At 33.7% G+C, this 25,701-nt stretch carries 26 protein-coding genes and 1 pseudogene; 23 read left to right on the top strand and 4 right to left on the bottom strand.

The genetic code is table 11. The annotated features are described in order from the left end of the window. Nucleotides 1–64: 64 nt before the first annotated feature. Nucleotides 65–2,158: a BglG family transcription antiterminator gene (locus TA89_RS10455; RefSeq protein ID WP_040213224.1), complete on the bottom strand. Its 2,094-nt coding sequence runs from the start codon at nt 2,156–2,158 to the stop codon at nt 65–67. Nucleotides 2,159–2,450: 292 nt separating this feature from the next. Here TA89_RS10455 and TA89_RS10450 point away from each other — a divergent pair, with 292 nt between their 5' ends. From TA89_RS10450 to TA89_RS10395, 11 genes are all read left to right on the top strand, one after another. Further along, on the top strand, nt 2,451–2,711 hold the full coding sequence (locus TA89_RS10450) for an HPr family phosphocarrier protein (RefSeq protein ID WP_040213221.1): 261 nt from the start codon (nt 2,451–2,453) through the stop codon (nt 2,709–2,711). 29 nt (nt 2,712–2,740) lie between these two features. Beyond that, complete coding sequence (locus TA89_RS10445) at nt 2,741–3,154, top strand: hypothetical protein (RefSeq protein WP_040213219.1); 414 nt, start codon at nt 2,741–2,743, stop codon at nt 3,152–3,154. Nucleotides 3,155–3,197: 43 nt separating this feature from the next. Continuing rightward, nucleotides 3,198–3,656, top strand: coding sequence for a PTS sugar transporter subunit IIA (locus TA89_RS10440; protein WP_040213218.1), 459 nt, complete (start codon nt 3,198–3,200; stop codon nt 3,654–3,656). 29 nt (nt 3,657–3,685) lie between these two features. Next, nucleotides 3,686–3,985 carry a PTS sugar transporter subunit IIB gene (locus TA89_RS10435; protein ID WP_040213217.1) on the top strand — a complete coding sequence of 100 codons (300 nt, stop codon included), beginning with the start codon at nt 3,686–3,688 and terminating at the stop codon, nt 3,983–3,985. A gap of 26 nt (nt 3,986–4,011) precedes the next feature. Beyond that, complete coding sequence (locus tag TA89_RS10430; protein WP_040213216.1) at nt 4,012–5,445, top strand: PTS transporter subunit IIC; 1,434 nt, start codon at nt 4,012–4,014, stop codon at nt 5,443–5,445. 94 nt (nt 5,446–5,539) lie between these two features. Further along, complete coding sequence (locus tag TA89_RS10425) at nt 5,540–6,601, top strand: 2-hydroxyacid dehydrogenase (RefSeq protein ID WP_040213215.1); 1,062 nt, start codon at nt 5,540–5,542, stop codon at nt 6,599–6,601. A gap of 16 nt (nt 6,602–6,617) precedes the next feature. Then, on the top strand, nt 6,618–7,301 hold the full coding sequence (locus tag TA89_RS10420; protein WP_040213214.1) for an L-fuculose-phosphate aldolase: 684 nt from the start codon (nt 6,618–6,620) through the stop codon (nt 7,299–7,301). A gap of 14 nt (nt 7,302–7,315) precedes the next feature. Next, the gene (locus TA89_RS10415; RefSeq protein ID WP_040213213.1) at nt 7,316–8,341 is read left to right on the top strand and encodes an alcohol dehydrogenase catalytic domain-containing protein; all 1,026 of its coding nucleotides are present in this window, start codon (nt 7,316–7,318) and stop codon (nt 8,339–8,341) included. A 115-nt stretch (nt 8,342–8,456) separates the two neighbouring features. After that, entirely contained in the window at nt 8,457–9,584 is a 1,128-nt protein-coding gene (locus tag TA89_RS10410; protein WP_242850118.1) for an iron-containing alcohol dehydrogenase, read from the top strand. Nucleotides 9,585–11,015: 1,431 nt separating this feature from the next. Next, nucleotides 11,016–11,603 carry a chromate transporter gene (locus TA89_RS10400; RefSeq protein WP_040213208.1) on the top strand — a complete coding sequence of 196 codons (588 nt, stop codon included), beginning with the start codon at nt 11,016–11,018 and terminating at the stop codon, nt 11,601–11,603. Further along, nucleotides 11,575–12,150, top strand: coding sequence for a chromate transporter (locus TA89_RS10395; RefSeq protein ID WP_040213207.1), 576 nt, complete (start codon nt 11,575–11,577; stop codon nt 12,148–12,150). Before TA89_RS10400 ends, TA89_RS10395 begins: the two co-directional genes overlap by 29 nt. Here the strand turns inward: TA89_RS10395 and TA89_RS10390 are convergent. Then, nucleotides 12,124–12,990, bottom strand: coding sequence for a LysR family transcriptional regulator (locus TA89_RS10390; protein ID WP_052447436.1), 867 nt, complete (start codon nt 12,988–12,990; stop codon nt 12,124–12,126). The two genes, TA89_RS10395 and TA89_RS10390, sit on opposite strands and share 27 nt — an antisense overlap. A 129-nt stretch (nt 12,991–13,119) precedes the next feature. Between TA89_RS10390 and TA89_RS10385 the strand changes: the two genes are divergently transcribed. The 6 genes from TA89_RS10385 to TA89_RS10355 all read left to right on the top strand — a co-directional run bounded on the left by TA89_RS10385 (nt 13,120) and on the right by TA89_RS10355 (nt 19,304). Beyond that, the gene (locus TA89_RS10385; protein WP_242850117.1) at nt 13,120–13,740 is read left to right on the top strand and encodes an SDR family oxidoreductase; all 621 of its coding nucleotides are present in this window, start codon (nt 13,120–13,122) and stop codon (nt 13,738–13,740) included. A gap of 471 nt (nt 13,741–14,211) precedes the next feature. After that, nucleotides 14,212–14,574 carry a VOC family protein gene (locus tag TA89_RS10375; protein ID WP_040213204.1) on the top strand — a complete coding sequence of 121 codons (363 nt, stop codon included), beginning with the start codon at nt 14,212–14,214 and terminating at the stop codon, nt 14,572–14,574. A 183-nt stretch (nt 14,575–14,757) separates the two neighbouring features. Beyond that, nucleotides 14,758–15,123, top strand: coding sequence for a hypothetical protein (locus TA89_RS10370; protein WP_040213203.1), 366 nt, complete (start codon nt 14,758–14,760; stop codon nt 15,121–15,123). 139 nt (nt 15,124–15,262) lie between these two features. Further along, a complete protein-coding gene (gene ppsA, locus TA89_RS10365) occupies nt 15,263–17,875 on the top strand; it encodes a phosphoenolpyruvate synthase (RefSeq protein ID WP_040213201.1) in 2,613 nt (870 codons plus the stop codon). Between the two features lie 130 nt (nt 17,876–18,005). Continuing rightward, entirely contained in the window at nt 18,006–18,644 is a 639-nt protein-coding gene (locus tag TA89_RS10360; protein ID WP_040213200.1) for a Vat family streptogramin A O-acetyltransferase, read from the top strand. 93 nt (nt 18,645–18,737) lie between these two features. Next, nucleotides 18,738–19,304, top strand: coding sequence for a DUF4256 domain-containing protein (locus TA89_RS10355; RefSeq protein ID WP_040213199.1), 567 nt, complete (start codon nt 18,738–18,740; stop codon nt 19,302–19,304). Between the two features lie 182 nt (nt 19,305–19,486). Here the strand turns inward: TA89_RS10355 and TA89_RS10350 are convergent. Together TA89_RS10350 and TA89_RS10345 are read right to left on the bottom strand one after the other, a co-directional pair. Next, nucleotides 19,487–21,034 (bottom strand): annotated as a pseudogene (locus TA89_RS10350) (GxGYxYP domain-containing protein); the annotation flags it as partial. 226 nt (nt 21,035–21,260) lie between these two features. Then, nucleotides 21,261–21,602, bottom strand: a complete 342-nt coding sequence (locus tag TA89_RS10345) for a winged helix-turn-helix transcriptional regulator (protein ID WP_040213197.1) — start codon at nt 21,600–21,602, stop codon at nt 21,261–21,263. 104 nt (nt 21,603–21,706) lie between these two features. On the opposite strand from TA89_RS10345, the gene TA89_RS10340 reads away from it, so the two are divergent. The 6 genes from TA89_RS10340 (at nt 21,707) to TA89_RS10315 (ending at nt 25,688) form a co-directional block, all read left to right on the top strand. Further along, nucleotides 21,707–22,099 (top strand): RidA family protein, encoded by a 393-nt coding sequence (locus TA89_RS10340; RefSeq protein ID WP_040213196.1) that lies wholly within the window; start codon nt 21,707–21,709, stop codon nt 22,097–22,099. A gap of 566 nt (nt 22,100–22,665) precedes the next feature. After that, the gene (locus TA89_RS10335) at nt 22,666–23,259 is read left to right on the top strand and encodes a GNAT family N-acetyltransferase (RefSeq protein WP_040213195.1); all 594 of its coding nucleotides are present in this window, start codon (nt 22,666–22,668) and stop codon (nt 23,257–23,259) included. 38 nt (nt 23,260–23,297) lie between these two features. Then, nucleotides 23,298–24,008, top strand: coding sequence for a DUF7255 family protein (locus TA89_RS10330; protein ID WP_040213194.1), 711 nt, complete (start codon nt 23,298–23,300; stop codon nt 24,006–24,008). Continuing rightward, nucleotides 24,002–24,421 (top strand): HD domain-containing protein, encoded by a 420-nt coding sequence (locus TA89_RS10325; protein WP_040213193.1) that lies wholly within the window; start codon nt 24,002–24,004, stop codon nt 24,419–24,421. Before TA89_RS10330 ends, TA89_RS10325 begins: the two co-directional genes overlap by 7 nt. An 88-nt stretch (nt 24,422–24,509) precedes the next feature. Further along, nucleotides 24,510–25,112 carry a YeeE/YedE thiosulfate transporter family protein gene (locus TA89_RS10320; protein WP_341349993.1) on the top strand — a complete coding sequence of 201 codons (603 nt, stop codon included), beginning with the start codon at nt 24,510–24,512 and terminating at the stop codon, nt 25,110–25,112. Between the two features lie 3 nt (nt 25,113–25,115). Next, the gene (locus TA89_RS10315; RefSeq protein ID WP_040213190.1) at nt 25,116–25,688 is read left to right on the top strand and encodes a DUF6691 family protein; all 573 of its coding nucleotides are present in this window, start codon (nt 25,116–25,118) and stop codon (nt 25,686–25,688) included. Nucleotides 25,689–25,701 lie beyond the last annotated feature (13 nt).

The raw sequence follows: 25,701 nt of genomic DNA, 5'->3' as shown, positions 1-25,701 counted from the left end.
GTAGAAGTATTTGTAATGGCCTGAGTTTTATTATTATTTCTGAGTCAGCTTTAAACTTATATTATTAATTATTTTTAACTCTAAGTGAATCGTTTTCATAAAATCTAAAGATATCAATAATTTCTTTTTTTGTTTTTGCTTTTATGAGTCTTTCTACAGCTTCAGGATTACAAAGTGTATCCATAGTGGTGAAAAGCATATTAAGATTTTTCTTGGTATCTGTAACAGAGAGCATTATTACTATTGTTATAGGATCGTTAGTCTTGTGTCCAAACTCTACTGGTGATTTTAACCTTATAAATGAGGCTCCTAGTTGTTTTGCTCCATCCTGAGGTGCTGCATGAGCGAGGGCGATGCCTGGAGTAAAAACAAAATAAGGTCCACGATCTAAAACATTATTAACTACTGCTCTTAAATAATTGGATGTAATAACATCATTCCAAAGGAGAGGTTCTCCAGAAAGAATAATAGCTTCTTTCCAGTTTTCTACCTTTTTATCTAAGATTATTACTTCTTCGCTTAGAAGAGATGAAAATTGAGTATCTCCGTATTGATGTATGGGCATATTTATACTTTCATTATTACCAAGAGTAAACCTATTTACCATAGATTGATTGCTTACTTCTTTACTTTCGAAGGAAGTATCTGTTTTGAATTTGTCGAAAGTATCAGATATCACTCTGTTAACATGTACTAGGTCTTCTTCTGATAGGATAGGATTTACTTGAATCCACGGAGTAGATATACCCACTAAGGGAATGGTACTTATTATAAAATCACAATTCAGTCTTTCTTTTTCTGCATATTCCTTTAACTTATGTGTAGAAATTATCTCTAGTATATGTATTTTAAAATGCTTCGATAGCTTTTCTGCTAGAAAGTGAGAAGTTCCAAAACCAGCATGACAAACTATTATTACATTAGGCGTAATCAGATTTTGTCTTATTTTTTCAAGAGAGGCTTCTATGTGCATTAAGATATAAGATATTTCATCTTCATTTATCTTTATGTTTAGATTCTCCTCTAAGTAATAAATATTATTCTTAAGTATATTATAGTCTTCAGGGTAAGCAGTTAAAAGCTGAGCTTTATATGGATTAATTAATGTATCTCCTTCCTTTATTCTGTGGAAGACTCTAGCTATATGAGCTGTTAAGAACTCCTGAAGTTTATAATCTTTATGGATGCTTACATCATAATCATAAGATAGGTTGTGAAGAAATCCTTTTACTATTATATAATAATTCAGGAGTTCTTGATTAGCTGGAGTATTATCCGTATAGGTTATCTTATAGCTAAGCTTATCTGCGATATATAGAATATCACTTGTAGTAAAGTTGCTGTCACCTATAATAAGCTTTAAAGCATATTCAGCTATTTCACAGAAAAAATTATCAGGGGGATTATCAATTGCATACGTTTCCTCTATGTGCTTTCTTTTATCTAATCTATAGCAAGTGATACAAATCAATATTAGTATTTCGTTAAAATCCACATCAGTCATTTCTAAATGAAAGTGATGCTCAAGAATACAAAGAGCGTTTTCAACTCGAGAGTGGTAAAAATCATAATTAATCTGATTTTTTATGAAACTAAGGCATATGTTTCCAGAGCTATTATTTAAAGAAATTCTATTGGTGCGATTCTTTTCTTTTATGAAGTAATAAAGAACGTTTCTTCTGATACTTTCATTTATAGATAAGGTATATCCTTTTCTCTTACTTTCGGAAAAAACTACACCATATTTATTTAATAGGTTACTGGTAAGTGCTATATCTTTTTTTACTGTGCTTCTACTAGCAAAAAGAGTATCTTCGAAATCTGAAATTGTTATAGGTTTATCAGCCAGTAACAGCATAATAGATATAATTGTTTGCCTTTCTTCAGAAGAAAGTCTATAGTCATAAAAGTCACTCATAGTAGCTGATTTTAATATTTCATTCACTTCACTACTACCTCCTATAAAAGATACTTTGCTGCCGTTCTTTAATAAAATATTTTGTAAGCTATTGTCTAATAAAAAATCTTCTATTATAGATATATAATTTCTTATGGTGCGAACATTTACATTAAAAAGATCTCCTAGTTCAGATAAATGAAATGTTGAATCCTTGTGACTAATCAAAAACAATAATAATTCATAAACTTTCTTGTTCATGCAGATCTCCTTTCAAAACGGCAACTAATGAGTTAACTTTATTATATTACAATTAATGATGTTAAAGAATGTATAAAGTGGTCATATCTTGGGTTAAAGTCCTTCATATTTTTTTGAAAAATTATATTATATTAAAAATAATTAATTTGTTTCATGAAAATTAGTAATTTATTTAACCTTTTATGCAGAATATTCAGAAGATACAATTAAGTTATCGACAGAGATAGTTATCACTGAATAAATATGAAAAGTACACAGTGGTGACAACAATTCATTAGTAAGGGAGATTATTATGATTGAAAAAAAGATATTAATAAAAAACAAAACAGGCATTCATTCTCGTCCAGCTAATCAGTTGGTTAAATTATGTTCAAAATTTAAATCTAACGTAAATATCATTAGTGATGGAGATGAAATCAACGCTAAAAGCATAATAGCTCTTTTATCTGCAGGTATATGCCAGGGAGCAAATATTACGCTTAAAGTTGAAGGAGAAGATGAGGCTGAAGCTATTAACACCATATATAGTTTTATTGATGGTTTAATAGAATAATAAGATTTATTGTGAAGGGGGAGGATGTTTTGAGTAAAGACATTTGTAAAGATAAGGTTTCCTGTCTTTATTGCGGTAAAAAAACTGATATAAAAAGATTTATCATAAATCCTAAAGCTAGAGAAGAGCTCCTGTGCTGCAGTGGGGAATGTTTATCTAATGTCAGAAAATTTATAGATTATGATAGTAAGAATAGAATGAAGCTTTATATATTACTATTTATATTAATTGTTATAAATTTATTTTTCATTGGATTTGATATAAATTCGAGATGGAGGTATCTACCATTATTGCTTATCGCTTTATCTGTTTATTCATATCCACTGGTCTTTACTCGCTATATAATGTATCAGAGATTTGGAATTATTAAGACTCTTAGGATTGTAAAAGTATTCTGTGTTTTTATTGCAGCATTCAGCGTACTGTTAATAATTAGTTATTAATTATAAAGATATATAGTAAAAAGAAAGGTGTGGAAGAAAACATATGGGATTGCTAAATAAAGATTTAATTGTTCTAGAAGCTGACGTGTCCTCTGCTGAAGAATGTATTAGATTAGCAGCGGATTTATTTGAGAAATACGGATATGTAAAGGAAGGGTATGGAGATGCTGTAGTTGAAAGGGAAAAAATTTATCCTACTGGTTTGCCAGGTAAAGGGATTAATATAGCTATTCCACATACAAACAACAAGCTTGTAAATAAGCCTGGTATAGCGGTAATTTTACCAAAGAATTCCGTTGGGTTTACTATGATGGGAACAGATGACAAGGTTTTAGACTGTGAAATTATTATTCCTTTAGTGATTTATGATTCACATATGCAAATCGAAGTGTTGAAGAAGATGACTAAAATAATTAAAGACGGTGAAGTTTTGAAGAAAATTCGAGACTCTAAGAGTAAAAAGGAAATATTAAACTGTTTATGCTCTCTAGAAGAGAATTAAAATATAAAAATATTGAAAGGAGAATTCAAATGAGACCTGTAAAAATTTTATCTGTTTGTGGTTCTGGTACTGTTAGTTCTGCAATGCTTTCAGCGAAACTAGAAGATGTTTTGGAGGAAAATGGGTATTCTTTGGAATCAACAGAAGTAGCTCCTGGAGGTGTACCTCTTGCAATGCAATCAGGAAATTACGACTTAATAGCCTATACTAGCCCAGTAGAAGGGGATTACGGTGTACCAATATTAAATGCTACACAATTTTTAGTGGGAATTGGCGAGGATGAGTTTACTGAAGAATTATTGGAAATATTAAAGCATTTAAATTTATAAAACTATAGTTTATTTGGGGGTATATGATGTCAATATTTGATTTTTTAAAAACTTTTTTTGATACTTTTGGAAATTATATAACAGTTCCGATAATCATTTTTTTAATTTGTTTATGTTTTAAAACTCCAGTAAAGAAAGCTTTTGCTTCAGCGGTATTAATTGGCGTTGGATTAAAAGGCATGACTTTTATCACTAGTGCTTTTGGTAGTGTACTTTCAGTATTGGTTAAACAAATAATAGAATATACCGGATTGAATCTTCCTGCGCTTGATATAGGATGGCAAGCCGTAGCATCAGTTGCATACTCAACTGATATAGGGATGATGTTTATTGGAGTGGGGTTAATTTTTCAAATAGTTTTATGGCTTATAAAATGGACTGATATATTTATGCCATCAGATTTATGGAATAACTATTCTATTATTGTCTGGGGGTCTATGCTATTCCAACTCAAGGATAATTTAATGCTGGCCTTTGCATTAATGCTTTTTATAAACTTAGTAACTCTTTTGATTTCAGAAGTAGTTCAAAAGCGTTGGTCTGTTTACTATAAATACCCTGGTTGTGCAATGACGGCACCTCACCATATAGGGGATGCACCTATGTATCTTGCGTTAAATATTTTGCTAAGTAAATTAGGTATGGATAAAATAAAGGTTAATCCTGATACTATCCGTAAGAAAATAGGCTTTTTAGGAGAACCGATGTACATAGGAATAATTGTTGGTCTTATTTTAGGTATAGTAGGTAATATGGCGAATTTAACTTCTATGACAGCTTGGGGACAGATTGCTAATGTAACTATTACATGTGCTGCAGTAATGGCTATATTTCCTAAAATAGCGGGTATCTTTGCATCTGGATTCACTGCTTTAACAGAGTATTCAAGAAAGACACTCAAGAAAAGTAAATACGGGAAAAATAGAGAGTTTATAATATCTGTGAATGATGCTTTAGGATATGGAGAAACGGCTACTTTAACTACTGGATTATTAGTTATACCTTTTGCTGTACTGATAGCTTTCTTAATACCAGGTAATATAGTTATCCCAGTTATGGTTCTTCCTTCGTTACCATATATGGTAGAAATCCCTGTTTGCCTGTCAAATGGAAATATTGTGAAGTCTTGGGTGATGGCCTGTATAGTATTCACAGCAAAGATTCTTATGGCTTCCTATTGGGCAGAATTATTTACCCAGGTTGCTGCTAATGCAGGCTTTGAATCTGCTATAACTGCCTTAGCTGGAGGAACATTAATTATTGGGTTCATTATGTCAAACTGTACAGCAGGACTTATTACTATGGCATTCCTAACAATGAATCCTTTAGTAATAGGGGCCGTAGTAGTAGTTTATCTTGTATTATATGTTCTCTTTAAGAAGAATAAAACATCTGTTCAAGATTACCTAGAAAACTTAGCACTAGGGAAAATTACTTCTGAACAGGCAGTAACGAATTAAATTAAATATTATATATAAATAAGATACTGTTTGTTACGGCAAACAGTATCTTAAGAATTAAATAAACAAGCATACAATTAAAGGAGAATTTTTAATGAAAATATTAGTTATAGGCGATCGTATTGTCAGCTGTGACCTTCTAGTTGAAGCGGCGAAAACACTTTTAATTAATGAAAAAGTTACTATAAAACAACTTTTTTGGACAAGTGAGAGTAGGCAGGACTTTCAAAAAAAAGCTCTTAATATTGAAAAAAATGGACCTGAAGCAGAAGAAATCCCGGAAGAAGCATATAAGGAAATAGAAGATACAGACATATTGTTAACACATTTCTGTCCGGTACCAAAGAATTTAATTGAGAAAGCCAACCAATTAAAGCTTATTGGCACTTGTCGTGGAGGGATGGAACATATAGATGTTGAATCCGCAACTTTAAAAAAAATACATGTAATCCATTGTATTCGCAATGCTGAGGCTACTTCCGATTTTACTGTTGGACTTATGTTTTCAGAAACTAGGAATATAGCTAGAGCACATGCAGCGATAAAGGCTGGCAATTGGAGAAAGGATTATGTTAATAATAATTATACTACATCAATGAGAGATATGACCGTAGGTATAGTGGGATTAGGGCACATAGGAAAACTAGTAGCTGAGAAATGTGTTGGAATAGGAATGAAAGTCATAGCTTATGATCCTTTTGTAAATCAGAAAAAGGTGGATAGTTCAGGATTAAAGGTTAAAATGCTTTCCTGTGAAGAGGTGTTTAAATCCTCTGATATTATATCTTTACATTTAAGGGTTACCCCTGCAACAAAGAACTTTGTAAATGAAGATTTAATTAAATTAATGAAGCCTACAGCTTATTTAATAAATACTTCAAGAGCAGGAGTACTAGATAAAGGTGCATTAGTTAACGCCCTAGAAAATAAAACCATAGGGGGAGCTGCTTTGGATGTATTCTGGGAGGAACCTCTACCTCTGGGAGATCCCCTGTTATCACTGGATAATATTACTCTTACTCCACATAATGCAGGAAATGTTGTAGATGCATTGCCGAAGTCACCATTATTACTAGCTAGAACCATTAATGATTTTTGGAATACAGGTAAAAGTGATATGGTAGTTAATTTAAACAAATTAAATAAATTGAACTAGAAAGGAAGTTATATTTATGTTAATGGAAAAGGAAAGAATAGAAGTTGTAGAATATGGAAAACGTATGAGCTCCTCTGGACTTAGTAAGGGTACAAGTGGAAATATAAGTGTGTATAATCCAGAAACCGGTTATATGGCTATCAGCCCTTCCGGTATAGGATATTTTGACACAAAACCTGAAGATGTTGTGATTATGGACTTAGAAGGAAACATTATAGACGGCACTAAAAAACCATCAAGCGAGCATGGCTTGCACAGCATATTTTATAAGGAAAAGCCTGAAGCAAGGGCAGTTGTACATACTCATTCTACATATTGTACTACCTTTGCTTGTTTAAATCAGCCTTTAAAGGCAGTTCACTATGTTATTGCAGGGGCTGGTGTGTCTAAAGTACCTTGTGCTGAGTATGCTACCTTTGGTTCTTCAGAACTTGCACATAATGTTATTACCGCCTGTGATAAGGGAAAGGCAGTATTATTGGCAAATCATGGACTTGTAACTTGTGGTCCTAGTCTTCAAAAGGCCTTTGGATTAGCGGTTAATATGGAATTTGTGGCAGAAATGCAATGGCGTGGAATGGCTGTTGGTACACCTGTTGTTTTAGATGATAAGGAAATGGATAACGTTATGGAGTGTTTTAAGTCCTATGGACAGCCAGCAAAAACCACTGAAGAAAAAAAAGATGGGAATTGTTATTAAAATAGGGTGATGATATGTTACGTGCAGTTTTATATAAAGAAGAAGATCTTAGTATTGAAGAGTGCCCTATACCTGAGATAGGTCCTAATGATGTTTTAATAAAAAATAAAATTTCTACTACCTGTGGTACTGATGTGAAAATATTCAAGCGAGGTTACCCTCTTCTAAAACCTCCTCATCCATTCGGACACGAATTTTCAGGAGTCATAACTGCTGTTGGAAAGGCTGTAAAAGGATTTAAAGAAGGAGATAGGGTTGCAGTTCATAATACTGCTCCCTGTAACCAATGCTATTTCTGTAAAAAGGGATTACTATCCATGTGTGAAGATATGTTATTTAATAGAGGTTCTTATTCAGAATACGTTAAAGTTCCTGAAAGAATAGTTAAACAGAATATGTTTCTTCTAGACAATTCTATTTCTCATAAAACAGCATCTCTGATGGAACCCTTCTCATGTGCTGTTTACGGAATAGAAAATTGTCCTATCCATCCTGGTGATGCAGTAGTAGTAAATGGAGCAGGACCTATAGGGCTTATGTTTGTTAGACTAGCTGTAATATCAGGTGCGAAGGTGATAGTAACAGATATGGTTGACAGCAGGCTTCAGCTAGCTATAAAACTTGGGGCATGGAAAACTGTTAATGTTGGAGACACAGAAAATAGTGTACAAGTGATAAGAGAACTTACTGATGGCAACAGAGGTGCTGATATAGTTATTGAAGCTACCGGCATTATTGATGTATGGGAAACTAGTGTTAAGATGGCTCGTAAAGGAGGTTTTGTATTACTTTTTGGTGGAACTAAGTCAAACAGCATTCTTCGTGTAGACTCAACATTGCTACATTACTCCCAAATAACAATAAAAGGAGTTTTCCACACAACACCGCTTCACGTTATGACTGCTTTAGAACTTCTTAAAATGGGGGTTATCTCAAGTGATGATTTTATTCAAAATGAATATAAGCTACAAGATTTAGAAATTGCCATTAGAGAGCATGCATCAGGAAAGGTTATAAAGAACTGTATTGTATATCCTTAAATCATAATTTAGTTGTAAGGTAAGTTTGTAACATGATTATAAAGAAATGTATCGTATATCCATAGATAAGGTGAGGAGATAAGAAATGTATTCTATAAAACTTGGTTGTGAAAAAATGTTTTGTGGCGAAAATGCTATTGAGGGGTTGAAGAATTTACAGTCACAGTGTAAAAAAGCATATATTGTTATGAGCGGTACTATTTTAAAAGATATAGGCTCTCTAAAAATTGTTACGGATGTCTTAGAAGAGTCTGGATTTCAATGGAGATCTTATACTGATATAGAACCTGAGCCCAGTTTTCAAAGTATTATTCGTGGTGCTGAGGATATGAAGGAATTTGGCCCAGATTGGATTATAGGGTTTGGAGGCGGTTCCGCCATGGATGCAGCAAAAGCTATGTGGGTTTTCTATGAAAACCCTGAATATACGCAAATTGAAGATGTATTACCTCCTAATGAAATAAGGAATCTTAAAGTAAAAGCTAGAATAGCATGTATTCCTACCTCTGCCGGAACTGGAAGTGAGGCTACAAGAGCTGCTTTAATCAGGGATCCTATAAAGAAGAAAAAATATTCCATTCGCTGTATGAATGGAAGAATGATTCCAGATGTTGCTATCCTTGATCCTATATTCACTGTATCAATGCCAAAAAGTCTTACAGCGGCTTCTGGCATGGATGCTATTACTCATTCGATAGAGTCCTATGTAACTCCATTAGCTAATCCTTATTCCGATGCTATGGCTGTAGCTTCATTCATTAATGGCTATGAAAATATAGCTGAGTGTTACGAAAATGGTAGTAATATGGAGGCAAGAACTAAAATGCTTGTAGCTTCTTGCATGGGAGGTATTGCCTTTTCAAACTGTGCATTAGGTCTTGTTCACAGTATAGCCCATACTTTTGGAGCAGAATATAATATCCCCCATGGCCTAGCTAATGCAATTGTTCTACCTTACGTTATAGAATTTAATTCTAGAAATAAGGCTACTAAGGATCGTTATGAGCAATTAGCTCATTATGCAGGAATTCCTTCTCTCCTTCAGGGAATCCTAGATTTAAGGAAGAGAATTGAAATTCCTTCTGCAATGAAGGATGTAGTTCCTAACGATAAGGATGTTTTAGATAGAATAGATCTATTAGTAGAAAAATCATTAGGGGATGTTTGTACACCTTCAACACCTGTAAAACCAACTGAAGAAGAACTGAGATCTTTAATTCTGAAGGTTTACTTCGGAGAATAGTAAAAGAATAATTTATATTTATAAAATGAGCTGTGACTTAGAGTTAAAAATTTGAGGCACAGCCATTTTGTCAAAAATCAAAGTTATGCATAAACATACTATCAAAGAGAGGGAAAGTTATCAACATTTTGTGATGGAATAAAATCATTACATTACTGTTTCGGATATTTGTAAATAGCTTAATATTAAAGAGTTAGAGAATCTAACTCTTTTTTTTGTTGATTGGGATATAATCTAATCACTATTTAACGTTTTCTCTAAGTATAATAATGAGATAGTAATTTAGCTTATCAAAGCTAGTACACCAGAAAAAATGCTGCTGGGTGGTTGTAAAGTATATCTCCAAAATCGAATACACTATTGTATTTAAATGTTTTAGAAGAAGCTCTGTGTTTTGGATGGCTTGACGGTGTTAAGAAGAAAAAATTCAAGAATTAACTTGTTTAGAGATTATCCAAGAGCCAGAAAAGTTCATGGACGGAATTAAATAAAGAGCGTGTACTCCAGCTTGAAAAGCTCGGACTTATGACTCAAGAAAGAAGAAAAGTATTTCCGAATCTAGATGACAATTCATTTAATTTCTAACAGAAATCCAAACTTCACTTGGAAATATTGTCCAAGTATAGGCCTCAACGAGAGCTTTTTCTAATAGTCTGTTTACTTGGTTTTTGGCGGTTATATGTTATATAAAGACTTATTTATTAAAAAATGAAAAACAAGTTATAATTATGTCAACATTAATTAATTACCTGGAGGAAAGAATGAAAATAGTTAAACTTGTTATTCTCATATGTTGGACTCTAATAAATATAGTATATAGTATAAGAATTTCTGTAGACTTCAGTGCATTTTATTCTTATAGGGACATAGCAAATTATACTATTAATGAACTTACATATTTGTATTTTAATTATAAATATATAAATACAATAAGTAAGTTCATTAATATGATTTACTTATCATTTATAATAATTTTCATATGGTCATGGTCATTTTATTTAAAAAATATTATCACAGATAAAAGTATAAGCAATTATGATATTATAGGTTAAATAATTTTATTTTTAACTTTAATGAGTGTAATAATTTATTCTGTTTATGTGATGTTTGGTAAAGATAAAAAATAAATTCTATTATAAATTCTTAAATGCAGATTTAAAGCAATTGACATTAGGTGATATCTAAATGGTTAAACAGACTTACTTTTAAGGGGAAGTCTATTTTTATTATTACATCCTCTAAGTTTAGCTTAGGGGATATTTTTACGATGGAGTATCCAATAAGAGAAAGAAGAACTATTACTTGGAAAGGTGAAGGAGTGATTATGGTTTTAAATTATCTATAAGAAAGTCTTATAGATATCATGATAAATATATATTTCACATATTGATTATAAGTTGATAAACTTATTCCTGTAAAGGAGAGATACATATGAAAGAAAATAGATTATGGAAACTTTTCATTTCAACATTCACCTTAAGTGCATGTACCTTTGGCGGTGGCTTTGTTATTGTTTCTTTATATAAGAAAAAATTTGTTGAAGAATTAAATTGGCTGGATGAAGATGAGATGCTGGATATTACAGCTATTGCACAATCAAGTCCTGGTCCTATTCCTGTGAATGCAAGTGTTATTTTAGGATATCGAATCCATGGTGTTTTAGGAAGTATAGTTGCTATATTAGGTACGATAATTCCACCCTTTGTTATCATTTCGCTTATTTCAATTTTTTATAATGAATTTAAGAACAATCAGGTAGTTGCAGTGGCATTACAGGTAATGAGAGCCGGAGTGGCTGCAGTTATTTTAGATGTGGTTGTTAATTTAGGAAAGAATATAGTTAATACAAAGAATATGCTTTATATCACTGTTATGGCAGCTGCTTTTATAGCCACTTATTTCTTCAATCTAGGGGCTATATATATTATATTTGCTTGCCTGGGAATTGGATTGTTTAAAGTGCTTTTGGACTGTAGAAAGGAGAAAATTAATGGTACTTCTATGGACTCTATTCATTAGTTTTATTCAAGTAGGTTTATTCAGCGTTGGCGGCGGGTACGCAGCTATTCCGTTGATTCAGGATCAGATAGTGAACAATCACCATTTATTAACCATGGCAGAATTTACAGATTTAATTACCATTGCTGAAATGACTCCGGGACCAATCTCAATCAATTCTGCAACCTTTGTTGGACAAAGGGTATATGGTCCTTTAGGGGCAGTGGTATGTACCCTGGGATGTATTCTTCCGGCATTTATAATCTGTTTAAGCCTTGCTTATTTTTACTATAAATACAAAAATTTTGCGGGAGTTCAAACTGTATTAGCAGCTCTTAGACCCGCAGTTGTAGCCTTAATTGCCAGTGCAGGGGCTTCAATTTTAGTTCTTGCATTATTTAATACTGATTTAAATAATATAGTCCTTAGAGATTTTAGATGGCTGGAATTTGGACTATTTGCAGGTGGATTTATCCTTCTTAGAAAATATAAATTAAGTGCAATAAAGATAATCTTAGGTACAGGTGTGGTAGGTACTGCACTACAATTTATTATTAATGCAATCTAAAGTTTGAGATATAATTGGATCTTTATCATGATTTTTATAATAAATAAATCTTATTGAACGTGGACAGCTATAATCAGCAAAGTTTAATTTTTTTAAGCTTTGCTTTTTTATTGCTTCTTCAGCAGCTATTTTAGAAACTATAGCAAAACCATAGTTGTTTTCAACAGCCTGTATTATGGTTTCTAAATTTGTTGCCCTAAATACAACCTGAGGATAAATCCTTCTTTCACTCATGTCGGCCTCAAATTGATTCCTGTGATGACTTCCTTCTTCCCTGGAAATCCAGGGTAATAATTCTAAATCTGATAGCTTTTTTATATTATCATTAAGAGGATAATTACTGCCAATCACAGCTATTAATTCATCCTTTAAAATCTCAACCTGAACTATATTTTTTGAATTGATTTTACCTTCAACAATAGCAATATCAATTCTATTGCTCAATATCAGCTTTTCGATTTCTGCTGTATTGTCAATAATCACTTCAAACTGTACATTCTCCATGAAGGCTTTCAGCTTTTTAAGATAATCATTTAATAAATACTGCCCAACGGTGACACTGCTTCCAATACGGATTATCCTGTTTTGGTTAAACATTGCTCTGTTCATTTCTTTAAAATCAGAGATTACCTTTCGTGCATATTTTTCTAATTTTATCCCTTCAGGAGTTAAATAGAGCTTTTTGGAAACACGATTAAATAGTTTTGTGGAATAGTAATCTTCTAAATCCTTAATCATTAAGGATATATTTGGTTGTGTAGTGAAAAGACTATCAGCTGCAGCAGACATAGTTTTATAATCAATAACAGCTAAAAAAGCTTCTAACAATTTAATATTCATGATTCAGCCTCCACAGGTAAGTTTAAATGCTACACCTATTTTATCATAAGTGAGCACAAAAGTTTATACATTCATGGTAATAAATGGTATAATAATATGGTTAAAAGATATTATATGGGGGAGAATACCATGAAAAATGTCGTGATTACTGGCAGTACACGAGGATTAGGGTTTGCTATGGCTAAAGAGTTTTTAAAGTCAGGGTGCAATGTTACTATATCCGGATCAAGACCTGATTCCTTTTTCAGGGAAGAAGAAGTTAGAGTATTTGAAAATCAGTTTATTTTTGTTCCCTGTAATGTAAAGGATATATCTGATATCAGGAACTTATGGGCTATATCAATAGAAAAATGGGGCAGCATAGATATTTGGATTAATAATGCTGGACAGAATTGTCCTCATGAATTTATCTGGGATACTGATGAGGAATATATAGACTCTGTTGTGGATACCAACATAAAGGGTGTTATTTATGGTTCAAAAGTAGCTGTAGAAAATATGCTTAAGCAAGGCTATGGTCAGGTTTGGAATATGGAAGGTTTAGGCTCAAACAATAGGATTATTGAGAAAACAATTTTGTATGGTACTTCAAAGCATGCTCTTACCTATTTTACAAAAGGAATTGGGAAAGAATTAAAGAATTCCTCAGTAAAAATAGGTAGATTGTCACCAGGAATGATGCTTACTGAATTTATTACTAAATCCCCTGCAGGGGAGCTGTCCTCAGTTATAGAAGATGACCAATTTTAAAAAATCTTCAACATCCTAGCTGACAGGCCTGAAACCGTTGCTAAGTTTTTTATTCCTAAGATACTGGAGAATACAAAACAGGATGCACACATACAATGGCTTACTAATATAAAAACTTTTCAAAGGTTTATGCTGTCACCTTTTAGAAAGAGAAATTTATTGTAGCTTTGAAGATCTTGTAATTCATTCTGATAAAATCAGCAGAGGAATGATTAATAAGTTAGCTATAGAGTATGGTCATACCATTGTGAAATTTGAAGAGATAATGTATTTATTGAGTTATTTGAATCCAGATACATTAGAACATTTATGTTTGCAAAATAGTGATAAAATAAGTAAGAATGATAATCTTACTGAGATTTCGAACTATATTAGCTCTGATACAATACAAGTATTATTGGAAAAGCAAAACGAAAATTAACAAGTACAGATTTAAACAAGTAAAGGTTTAAATTATTTAGGAGGAGTATAATGAATTTTTGTTGGAGTACATTAAGCGTTAAGAACATGGAGGAGTCACTAAGGTTTTATGAAGAAATAGTTGGCCTTAAAGTTTATAAAAAATATAAAGCTGGCCCGGATATAGAAATTGCATTTTTAGGAGATGGGGAAACAAAGGTAGAGCTTATATATAATAAGAATAATAACAATGTAAATATAGGCAGGGATATTTCATTGGGTTTTGAAGTGAAATCCGTTGATGAGATGATAAAATTTATAAAGGAAAAAGGTATAGCTATTGAGAGTGGTCCTTTTAAACCAAACCCAACTATGAAGTTTTTCTTTATAATGGATCCTAATGGATTAAGGATTCAATTTGTAGAAAATCCTTAAAATATGTTTTATATTCCCTCAGACTGATGGTTTGGGGGGGTTTTATATATGGAGATACAAGGAGTTTTAGTTATGTGCTATAATCAAAATTATAATTAAGGAAACTAAGTAATAAAATGTTAAATAAAACTATATAGTTCATCTGGATTTATTAAAATAAACAGGAAATTGAGGTGAAATTCTATGGAAAAATATACAAGAGAAGAATTGATAGAAGCACTGAGGGTTGTATCCTCAACTATAAGTAAATGTGAAAAAATCCAGCCTAAATTTACAGAAGGTACCTCTCAGCACACACTCCTTAAGAACAGGATAAAAGCAATGTACATTTCAAAAGCTCTAATAACAGATGAAAATGTTATAGACACATATACAAAAGAAGAATTAACTGAAGCGCTGCGTCCTGTATCCTCAATTATAAGCAAATGTGAAAAAGGACAGCTTAAATTTGAAAAAGGTACATCTCATTACAACCGATTTGAGGACATAATAAAAGCAATGTATACCTCAAAATCCTTGATATCCGATGAAATTAGCAAAAGAGGTTAATTTCCTTCCTATAAAATAAACCCCTTCCACCTTAATTATAACATATAAAAAATTGTAAATGTAGTCTATTTATTCCTATTTGTCAGTGCTATAATGCAATAACAAATAGGAATAAATTTTAAAATAAGGGGGTAAACATATGAGTTCATATGTGATCAGCTTTCAGGACATCGATAAAACAAAGCTAATGGCTGTGGGTGGTAAAGGCACAAATCTGGGGGAGCTTTCAAAAATTGAAGGTATATCTGTACCGGAGGGCTTTTGCATTTCCACTGAAGCTTTTAAAAGAATCCTTGAACAAAGGACCTCCATTAAGGAATTGCTTGATAAATTATCCCTTATAAAGGTAGAAGACCGGGAAAAAATCATGGAAATCAGCGGTGAGATCCGTAAGGCAATAGAAGAGACAGCTATCCCGTCAGACATTAATGATGAGATTACCAGTCTTCTCTCTAAGCTTGGAGAAAAAGATGCCTATGCAATACGGTCCAGCGCAACTGCAGAGGATTTACCCACCGCCTCCTTTGCCGGACAGCAGGATACCTATTTAAACATTATAGGAAAAGAGTCAATCCTAAAGCATATCAGCAGGTGTTGGGCATCGCTTTTTACCGAGAGGGCAGTAACCTACCGTGTTCAAAAGGGGTTTGACCACCGTAAAGTCCAGTTGTCTGTAGTTGTTCAGAAGATGGTATTTTCCCAGGCATCGGGAATAATTTTTACTGCGGATCCTGTTACTTCTAATAGGAAGGTTTTATCCATTGATGCAGGCTTCGGACTTGGGGAGGCTTTGGTCTCCGGTATGGTGAATGCCGATATCTATAAAGTACGTAAGGGCGAGATTATTGATAAGAAGATATCCATCAAGAAGCTGGCTGTTTATGCCTTAAGAAATGGCGGTACGAAAGAACAGGAGATAGATTCTAAGCGGCAAAACAGGCAGGTGCTGATGGATGAGCAGATTTTGAAGTTGGAAGTCATGGGAAGAAAGATTGAAGAGCATTTTGGCTGTCCTCAGGACATCGAATGGTGTTTGTCGGATGATAACTTATATATTGTACAGAGCCGTCCCATTACTACTTTATACCCCGTACCTGAAGGTAAGGATGAAGAAAAACATGTCTATGTATCTGTAGGTCATCAACAGATGATGACATATCCCTTGAAACCCTTGGGGATATCATTGTTCCGGTTGACATCCTTTGGACACAGATTTGAAGCCGGTGGGAGGTTATTTATTGATGTTATGCCTATGTTGGCTTCGCCGGACAGCAGAGATATTTTATTAGATACCATGGGACAACACGATCCACTGATAAAAGATTCCCTAATTATCATAATAGAGCGGGGAGATTTCATAAAATCCTTACCAAGTGATAAGAAAGAACAGAGTGCTGTTAAAAGCAATAAAGGCATGTCATGGGATTCTCTATTACAATTTGAAAAGGATTCCTCAATGGTTTCTGATTTGATTAAGAGCAATGAAAGCTCTATTGAAGAGTTAAAGGAGAATCTCAAAAGGAAATCAGGATCAGATTTATTAAATTTCATTCTGGAAGATATCCAGGAATTAAAGAAGCTTTTATTTCACCCAAAGAGTTTCGATGTGATTAATACTGCTATATATGCTTCCTCATGGATAAATGAAAAGATGGAGGAGTGGCTGGGTGAAAAGAACGCAGCAGATATACTTTCTCAATCTGCACCAAACAATATCACTTCACAAATGGGGCTGGAGCTTATGGACGTGGCAGATGTTATTCGCCCCTATCCGGAAATAATCCACTATTTACAAAAGGTAAAAGATGATAACTTTTTAGAGGAAGTGGTTAAGTTTAATGGCGGTGAGGAAGTCCGTGACGCTATCTATAGTTTTTTAAGGAAATACGGAATGAGATGCAGCGGAGAAATTGATATTACTAAAACCCGTTGGAGTGAAAAACCAACCACACTTATCCCAATGCTCCTCAGTAACATCAAGAACTTTAAACCTAATGCAGGTAGGGAGAAATTTGAGAAAGGGAGACAGGAAGCATTTAAAAAAGAACAGGAGCTATTAGAAAGATTGAAGCATTTACCAGAGGGTGAAGAAAAGGTTAAAGAAACAAAGCTAATGATAACCCTTCTCAGGAAATTTATCGGTTATCGTGAATATCCAAAATACGGCATGATTAACCGCTACTTCCTTTATAAGCTTGCTTTACTGAAGGAAGCGGAAGCCCTGGTACAAGGCTATGTAATTAAAGAAAAAGAAGATATATACTATCTTACCTTTGAAGAGCTTGGCGAGGTCCTACGGACAAATAAATTGGATTACGGTATCATTGAAAACCAAAAGGAAAAGTATAAGTTTTATGAAAAACTAACTCCACCACGTGTTATAACCTCTGATGGAGAGATTATTTCAGGTAAGTACAAAGGAGAAAATTTCCCGAAGGAAGCTATATTAGGACTGGCTGTTTCCTCCGGAGTTATAGAAGGACGGGCACGTGTAATATTGAACATGGAGGATGCCGACTTAGAAGATGGAGATATATTAGTTACCCCCTTTACTGATCCCAGTTGGACACCACTCTTTGTATCAATAAAAGGATTAGTCACGGAAGTTGGCGGTCTGATGACCCATGGAGCAGTTATTGCACGGGAATATGGATTACCGGCAGTAATTGGAGTGGAAAACGCTGCTAAAGTGATCAAAGACGGACAGAGAATCCGGGTAAATGGAACAGAAGGGTATGTAGAAATCTTATAAGGTGTTTTTCTTACTCATGAGCAGCTGAATAAAGGATGAAGGCTGGGGAGGCGGCCAATCAGTGCAGCCTTCCCAAAAGTAAGAAGGTTTAACATATGCCTTAATATTATAAGAAGGGGTTGATAATTTTATGAAAGGACCAGACAAGCATAAGCTATATCCAAATGAAAGCATTAAGACAGTATGCTATATAAGTAATTTGCCTAAAAGACCTAATGTTGAAATCGGAGATTATACCTATTATAGTGATAATAAAAAATCTCCGGAGAAATTTTATGATAACATAGAGCATCACTATGAATTCTTAGGAGATAAACTCATGATAGGTAAGTTCTGTGCAATTGCAGAGGGGGTTAAATTTATAATGAATGGAGCAAATCACAGAATGGATGGTATTACAACGTATCCTTTCAATATATTTGGAGGAGGCTGGGAAAAAGTTACTCCCACAGTAGAACAGCTGCCTTTTAAGGGAGATACGGTTATTGGTAATGATGTATGGATTGGTGAAAATGTAACTATCATGCCGGGAATTAAAGTAGGAGATGGCAGCATCATTGCTTCCAATTCCACTGTGGTAAAAAATATTGAACCTTATACAATCTATGGAGGCAATCCGGCAAAATTAATTAAGAAGCGCTTCAGAGATGAAAAAGTTCAATTTTTACTAAAGCTTCAGTGGTGGAATTGGGAAGAAGACAAGATATTTAATAATCTTGAAAAGTTAACATCAGAAGCTGGTTTGAACCAATTAATGAAAGAGCTGTAATTAAATAAATGGCATTTACATAATTAGAATGTGGACTTAACTTGCATGGTAATCAGAATACTAAAAGTTTTAAGTATATGAGGAGGTTTTAGTATGAAAGATGAAAAAAGGAAGTTGTCACCTGAGCAAGGTGAAGAAATACTCAGGATATTGAAAGTCCGTTTTGAGAAAAATATGAATCGTCATAAAGGAATTGAGTGGTCTGAAGTACAAAGAAAGCTGGAAATTAATAGGGAAAAATTGTTGTGCCTTAATGAAATGGAAAGAACTGGTGGTGAACCGGATATCATTGCTTATGATAAAAACACTGGGGAATACATTTTTTATGATTGTTCTGAGGAAAGTCCAAAGGGTCGCAGAAGTATATGCTATGACGGTGAAGCGCTGGAGTCAAGGAAAAACCACAAACCTGAAAACACCGCTATTGATATGGCAGCTGACATGGGTATTGAGCTTTTAACTGAAGAACAATACCGTGAGCTTCAGAAGCTTGGAGCTTTTGATATGAAAACATCCAGCTGGGTGAAAACACCTGATAATATCAGAAAACTCGGTGGAGCTCTTTTTTGCGATCTACGCTACGATAAAGTCTTTGTATACCACAATGGAGCGGAATCCTATTATTCTTCCAGGGGATTCCGTGGACTTCTGAGAGTTTAAGTTTCTCAGTGAAAGTCAATCTAAGGATAAATAGACTGATCCACCACTATGACATTGCTTCAGTTTTATGTACAGTAAGATTTCCTATAATCAATAAGGTATTGCTTTGATTCTTATTAATAAAAAACCGCTCCTCTTGGAGTGGTTTTTATTAATAAGAATCAAAGCATTACATTTTGCAACTATTTAAGCACAGGATACTTATTAACATTATTTGTTATTAACCTTATAAAACTTTCAGGGGAAACAATTTTTATATTTGGATTCTGATTTAATCTGCTTATTACACTTTCAACATTGCTTACACCCTTGCTCCATACGTGAACATAAACAAAGGTATAAGCCTCAGGCTTATGAATATTTACTTGTCCTGAAGCTACTCTAGCATTAATTTTATTTACTAGCTCATCTTCATTTTGAATATTACTCCAGAGTAAATCTCTACATGACACTAAGGGTTTGTTATTAGACCATAAAATTTCTCCCTGGTACTTATCATGTCTATGATAATCAAGATAAAATAAACCTTGTATATTAGGCATAGCAGTGAATTTATTCCAAAGCTCAATAGCTCTAAATGCAGAAACATCTATTATTGATACATACTTTTCATCTACCCTTTCCATATAACTATTTAACTGGATGATATATGAATCTAATTTATTTTTATCAAATTTACTTGGATATATATACCCATTTCCGGAAGGTGAAACAATAAAATTATTATTTCCTTTCTCAAGGGTAATACTCTCATAATACAAATTAAAAACTGTAGGAGCCAGATAATATAGTGACGGGCTCATAGTCCAGCCTAGATTTAACTTATCTCTATCAGGAGCACCAAACCATTTAAAAGAGCAGTAGTTAGTTCCAAGATTCCACTGCTGATTATCACCATCAGACATAATAAAGGTTACATAATGGACACGGTCTTCCTTAGGAATATTTAATAAAGTCTGCTTTTTAACCGGTAGTGAGGGAAAAGCACTTAGCACAGATAAATTATATGACCAATCTGCAGCAACTACACTCACGCCGTATTTAGAAGCTGTACTTACATTAATAAACTCATCCGGTCCCCAACCTAAACAAATCCCTCCATCTTTTACAGAGGAGAATATCTTATCTCTTAAAATTACTTTATCTTTACTGTCTTCATAAAATACTAAGGATTTAGTCATTATAGCATAATCTCTTAAGGAAGCAGCTTTGTCCGGAGATAATTGTATTACAGTGGATTGGTTTAAACCCTTATTCCATAAATTATTAAAAGCCCAGCTTTCATCTGTGTTCCTGCAATCTCCTTTAATTTTTATTATGCCGCCTTGCCTTACTTTGGATTCTATGTCTTCATTAACAACTACAGCATTATTTAAAGAAGCAAGAGAACATGCATTATTTATTGATGGGTCCTTTGGTGTTTTATTGCTGTAAAGTACATATCCTTCTATGTAATCTTTATAAATGGCTAACAATTGCCAGGGGTCTGAAAGTATTTCATAGGAAATCTTGTATTTATTTTTTAAATCCTCCAACCATATTTTATAACAAGGCTGAGAAGAATTAAGGGTATATATTTGGGTGGAGCAGCGACTGTTAACCAATCCCTGTAGACTTGCTATCAGAGTTTTTTCACTAGAGGTCATTGAGTCCAGAGAAACAATATATAAAGATTTAGTCTTTTCAGAGTTCTTTATAAAGCTATAACTTTTATCTTTAATGCTGGTGAGTTTATTAGCGGTATAAGAGCTTTGAGAAACAGCATCTTCCCTTACAAGAAAAAAGGATAAAGCTGCTATTAACAGTATTAAATAGATAGAAACAGATAATCTCCTCATATTATGCAGTTGGGATTCCTCCCTTCCTATAAATTAAATATAGTATATGGGAGCGCAGTCATTTATATACAGGTTGTTAACAGCGGCAGGTATACTGCAGTAACCGCAGCTTTTTTCTTTAATTTTTTTGATTTCTTGCTCCCCACTCACATAATTCTTCCAAAACAGGTAAGAGAGTTTCTGCTTTATCTGTAAGACTGTACTCTACTTTAGGGGGAATTTGGGGATATTCTTTCCGTTTCACAAGGCCGTCAGCTTCTAATTCCTTTAGCTGTGAACTTAACATTTTAAAAGTAATAGTTCCTATTTGTCTTTTGAGATCATTAAAGCGAACAGGCTGGTTTTCTGCCAGGAGGTAAATTATAACCATTTTCCATTTACCGCCTATAACTGATATTGTATAACCAAAAGGTGTATCTTGAATATTTTTTACTTTACCTTTATATTCAGCCATGCCCATATTTTCACTATCCTTTCAGGTAGTACCGCACAAAAAAGTGCGTACTATTTTTTATTTTTAATCAGTGTATACTAAACTTAATTTAAAGTAAAGGAGAGAAAATAATGAGTAATGTTAAAACCTATAATCACGGTGTAGCGTGGGAAGAAGCTTACGGACTTTCCCAAGGCTACAGCGTCAACGGTACTATATATATTTCTGGTCAATTTTCCCACGATATGAAAGGTGAGTTCGTGGGAGAAGGAGATTTTGAAACACAGACACGGAAAACGCTGGAGAACCTAGATAGGGTGCTGGAGGGATTTGGTGTCACCAGGTCAAATATCGCTGAAATGGAAATTTTTCTTACAAATCCTAAGGAGCATTTCCAGAGATGTGTGGAGTTATTCAAGGAGTATGTGGGAGACCATCGTCCTGCAGGAACCCTTATAGGGGTGTCCGGTCTGGCATTCCCTCACCAACTCATTGAAATCCGTGCTGTGGCACATACCGATTAACTTCGTAGACACGTAGTCTCAGCCTCAGCAAGTATAAATGATCCCCATCTGATTATCAGGTGGGGACTTATTATGTTTAAGATTTTTAATTTTTTGTAAAAAGCATTGCACTATCCCAGATCGCATTATAAATGTATGGTTCAACCATAGCTATTTGATCAAGGTAAACTCTAAAGACTATACGGGCATCCTAATTATTATCAACTTCATATGCTTTTCCTTGAGGGAAAATTTATACGGCGGAATCCGGATATTGAACGGTACCTGAAGGCTCCGGTAACCCCATTAAGAAGCTCTGCACCGTAAAAGCTGGCATTGGATATAATTCTTTCCTTCCACAAACTTTACAACATAATATGCTGAGATTTTAGAGGTTGTGCTTTCACTTTTACTCGAAGTTTTTTTCGAAATCAGAACATTAAAGCAAGTATCTAAAGTAAAAGGAAAATACAGTTATAGTAAAAGATAGATGGCTTGTACTTAGTGTGGTAACAATTTACAATAGGTATATACTTGTCTGAACTATGACAAGGTTATTCCTTTTATATTTAAGGAGGATGAGGTTAATGGAAGTTAAAGTAGTATTGGCAAGTGAGATTGGAGATAAAGTTAGAAATGAAATGGGGTATATTTTCACAGAGGGATTTTATCAATGGATAAAATACTTCTCTAAAGATAAAGGTAAATTAGCTGCTGCATTTAAGCATATGTTTTTATTAAATCAATTTTATGTTTCCTTAGATGAAGATAAAGCAATTGGATTTGCCGGAGTTAATAAAATGAATCACCCTACGGTAAAATTAATATCACAGGAACTAAGGAGGAATTTAGGCTTAATAAAGGGTACTATAGCTTATATGGTATTAAGAAAGGAGTTTGAGAATAAAGTATATCCCTTAGAATTAAATGATAATTGCGGAGCGATAGAATTTGTTGCCATAGCAAAGGATTATCGTGGGAAAGGGATTGGCAAAACAATTATTAATCATATTTTTGCATTAGAAGAATTTAATGAATATGTTTTAGAAGTAGCGGATTCTAATTTACCTGCCCTTGCTTTATACAGTAAGCTTGGTTTTAAAGAAATAAAAAGAATTCCTACGGAACACGGCGATAAAAGCGGGGTTAACTACTATATTTATATGAAATATAATAAATGATATTTGAGGGGTAATAAAAGAAACTCAAGGAGAAGGTTATGAATAAACTTAAACCCATTGCAATTTTAATTAAAAAGATGCTTGAAGACAGATTTGGCATTGAAGCTAATTATACCTTTGAAGGGAGAAGTCCATGGCTTTTGAATATACCAAGCAGGATTATGTATGGCGAAATCTGGGATGAGCTTTCAAAGGTCTATGGATTACTTCTTGATAATACCTATAATTTGGAAGAAAGAATAACCTTGGCTGATGAAAAGAGTATTAAAAGATTAGCCAGGATGGATATTTGGTTTGGTGAGCCCTATAATTTTATATGTGAATTTGATGAAAATCAGCATTTCAATCAGTACAGGAGGCTTACTCTAGAAAACAGCTATGAGTATTTTAAATTTTCCTTTAATAAGGAGGATTATTTGGAAATATGCACAAGTAGAATCATTAACCCCGGTACCAGCGGCTTTCATAAATTAAAGTCAAAGGACTGCTTATTCCCCGCTATGTATGAAGGTGAGAAACAGGATAACAGGCTTAGACAAAGGGCTTTCAGAGACTTTTTGAAGGATATAGTTCCTATTTATTTAGGATATAATCCCACAATGCGTATTAACTATAAAGTTACTAATGGGAAAATAAAAGGCTTTGATGAAGATGATCTTAACTGTGTTAAGAATTATATATTAAAGGGAAATTACCTTGAAAACATATTAAATAACAGGATTAAATTATTAGAGGTGAAATTATGCTAGATAAAGCGATTTTAATAGCTGCAAAAGCACATCATGGACAAACGGACAAAGGCGGTGAACCTTATATACTTCATCCTTTAAGAGTAATGTCTTCAGTAAAAAGTGAGCGGGAAAGAATATGTGCTGTGCTTCATGATGTTATAGAGGATACTGACATAACCTTAGAATATTTAAGAGGTGAAGGTTTTTCTGAAGAGATAATAGCTGCTTTGGAGGCTTTAACAAGAGGGCAAAATGAAACCTATGATGAATTTATAGATAGAATTATTAAGAATAAAACTGCCTGTCATGTAAAACTGGCTGATTTAAAGGATAATATGAATTTATCAAGGATTAAAAATCCCACGGAAAAGGATTATGATAGGATAGAAAAATATCGTAAAGCAGAAGCCAGGATACTGAAAGCTCTTTAAATATAGGAGTACAATCCTCCTGCAAAAAAAGATGTGAAAGTGTGACTGGGTTACAGTAGACCTCTTTTTAATAAGCTATACTTAAAGCATAAATATTAGAAAGAGGTGCAAAATGAAAACACAAAAATGGACATTATCAGCACTTATTCTCGGTGCGGTATTTTTTATAGCTGTTTGGGCAATAAAACCAATAGGTGTATCTACACAGTTTTCTGTTTTATCCGGTATAATTCATAGTGCTATTAATCCTAATGTTATAACAGAAGATGCCGAAAGAGAAAGCGGCTACAAAAGCGTAAATGCTTATTATGATAAAAGCAAAGGAGATATGGCAAAAAACATTAAAAATCCATGGAATTATGATTTTGTTTTTGTACTGTCAATTCCCTTAGGTGCTTACATTGGATATTTAGTAAAGAAAAAAGATAAAAAAGCTAAATCTGCGGATATTAGAGAAACAATAAAGCTTCCGGAGGAGAAAGAGAATTTCTGGAGATTTTATTTACCAAGCTTCATAGGTGGATTCCTACTTCTTTATGGTGCAAGAATGGCTGATGGATGTACAAGTGGACATATGATGAGCGGCATGATGCAGGGCGCTGTCAGCGGGTATATATTTGCAGCAGCAGTATTTGCTGTAGCAATACCAACGGCAATTATAAGAGGCAGAATATTAAGAGGAGGTAGATAATCCATGAAAATAATACTTGCAATTGTTTTAGGTTCTTTGTTTGGTTTTGCTTTGTATTTTGCAGGAGCATCAAATTCAAAAAAGCTGCTTTCCATGCTGAGACTTGAAGATATTTCCCTTATGAAAATAATATTGTTTGCTATCGGGTTTTCCAGTGTTCTCTTATTTTTTGCAAATTTCATAGGAATTTTTGATATTTCACATTTGAGTGTTAAAGCTTCTAATGTAGGAGTAATACTGGGAGGGCTGATTTTTGGTCTTGGATTTGGTGCTGTGGGTACCTGCCCGGGAACCTGTGTAGCTGCTTCCAGCAGCGGTGATTTAAAGAAAGCTATTGCTGCTGTATTAGGTGGATTGGCTGGTGCCTTTGCCTTTTCAATGACTTATGGAATGTGGAAGAATATTGGACTGTTCAGTGCAATGGATTTAGGTAAATTAACTCTGTTCAATATATCAGAGAAGTATCCCTCTGTCGTCAATATAGGTTTTTCCGGCTTGTTAATAACAGGGATAATCTTTATGGCAGCAGCCTTACTCCTTCCTCAAAGAATTAGAAGAGAAAGTGAAATATTTTAAATAAATAATAAAA

Source organism: Clostridium polynesiense, assembly GCF_000820705.1.
GTDB lineage: Bacteria > Bacillota > Clostridia > Clostridiales > Clostridiaceae > Clostridium_AA > Clostridium_AA polynesiense.
This window is presented reverse-complemented; position numbering and strand designations above follow the sequence as displayed.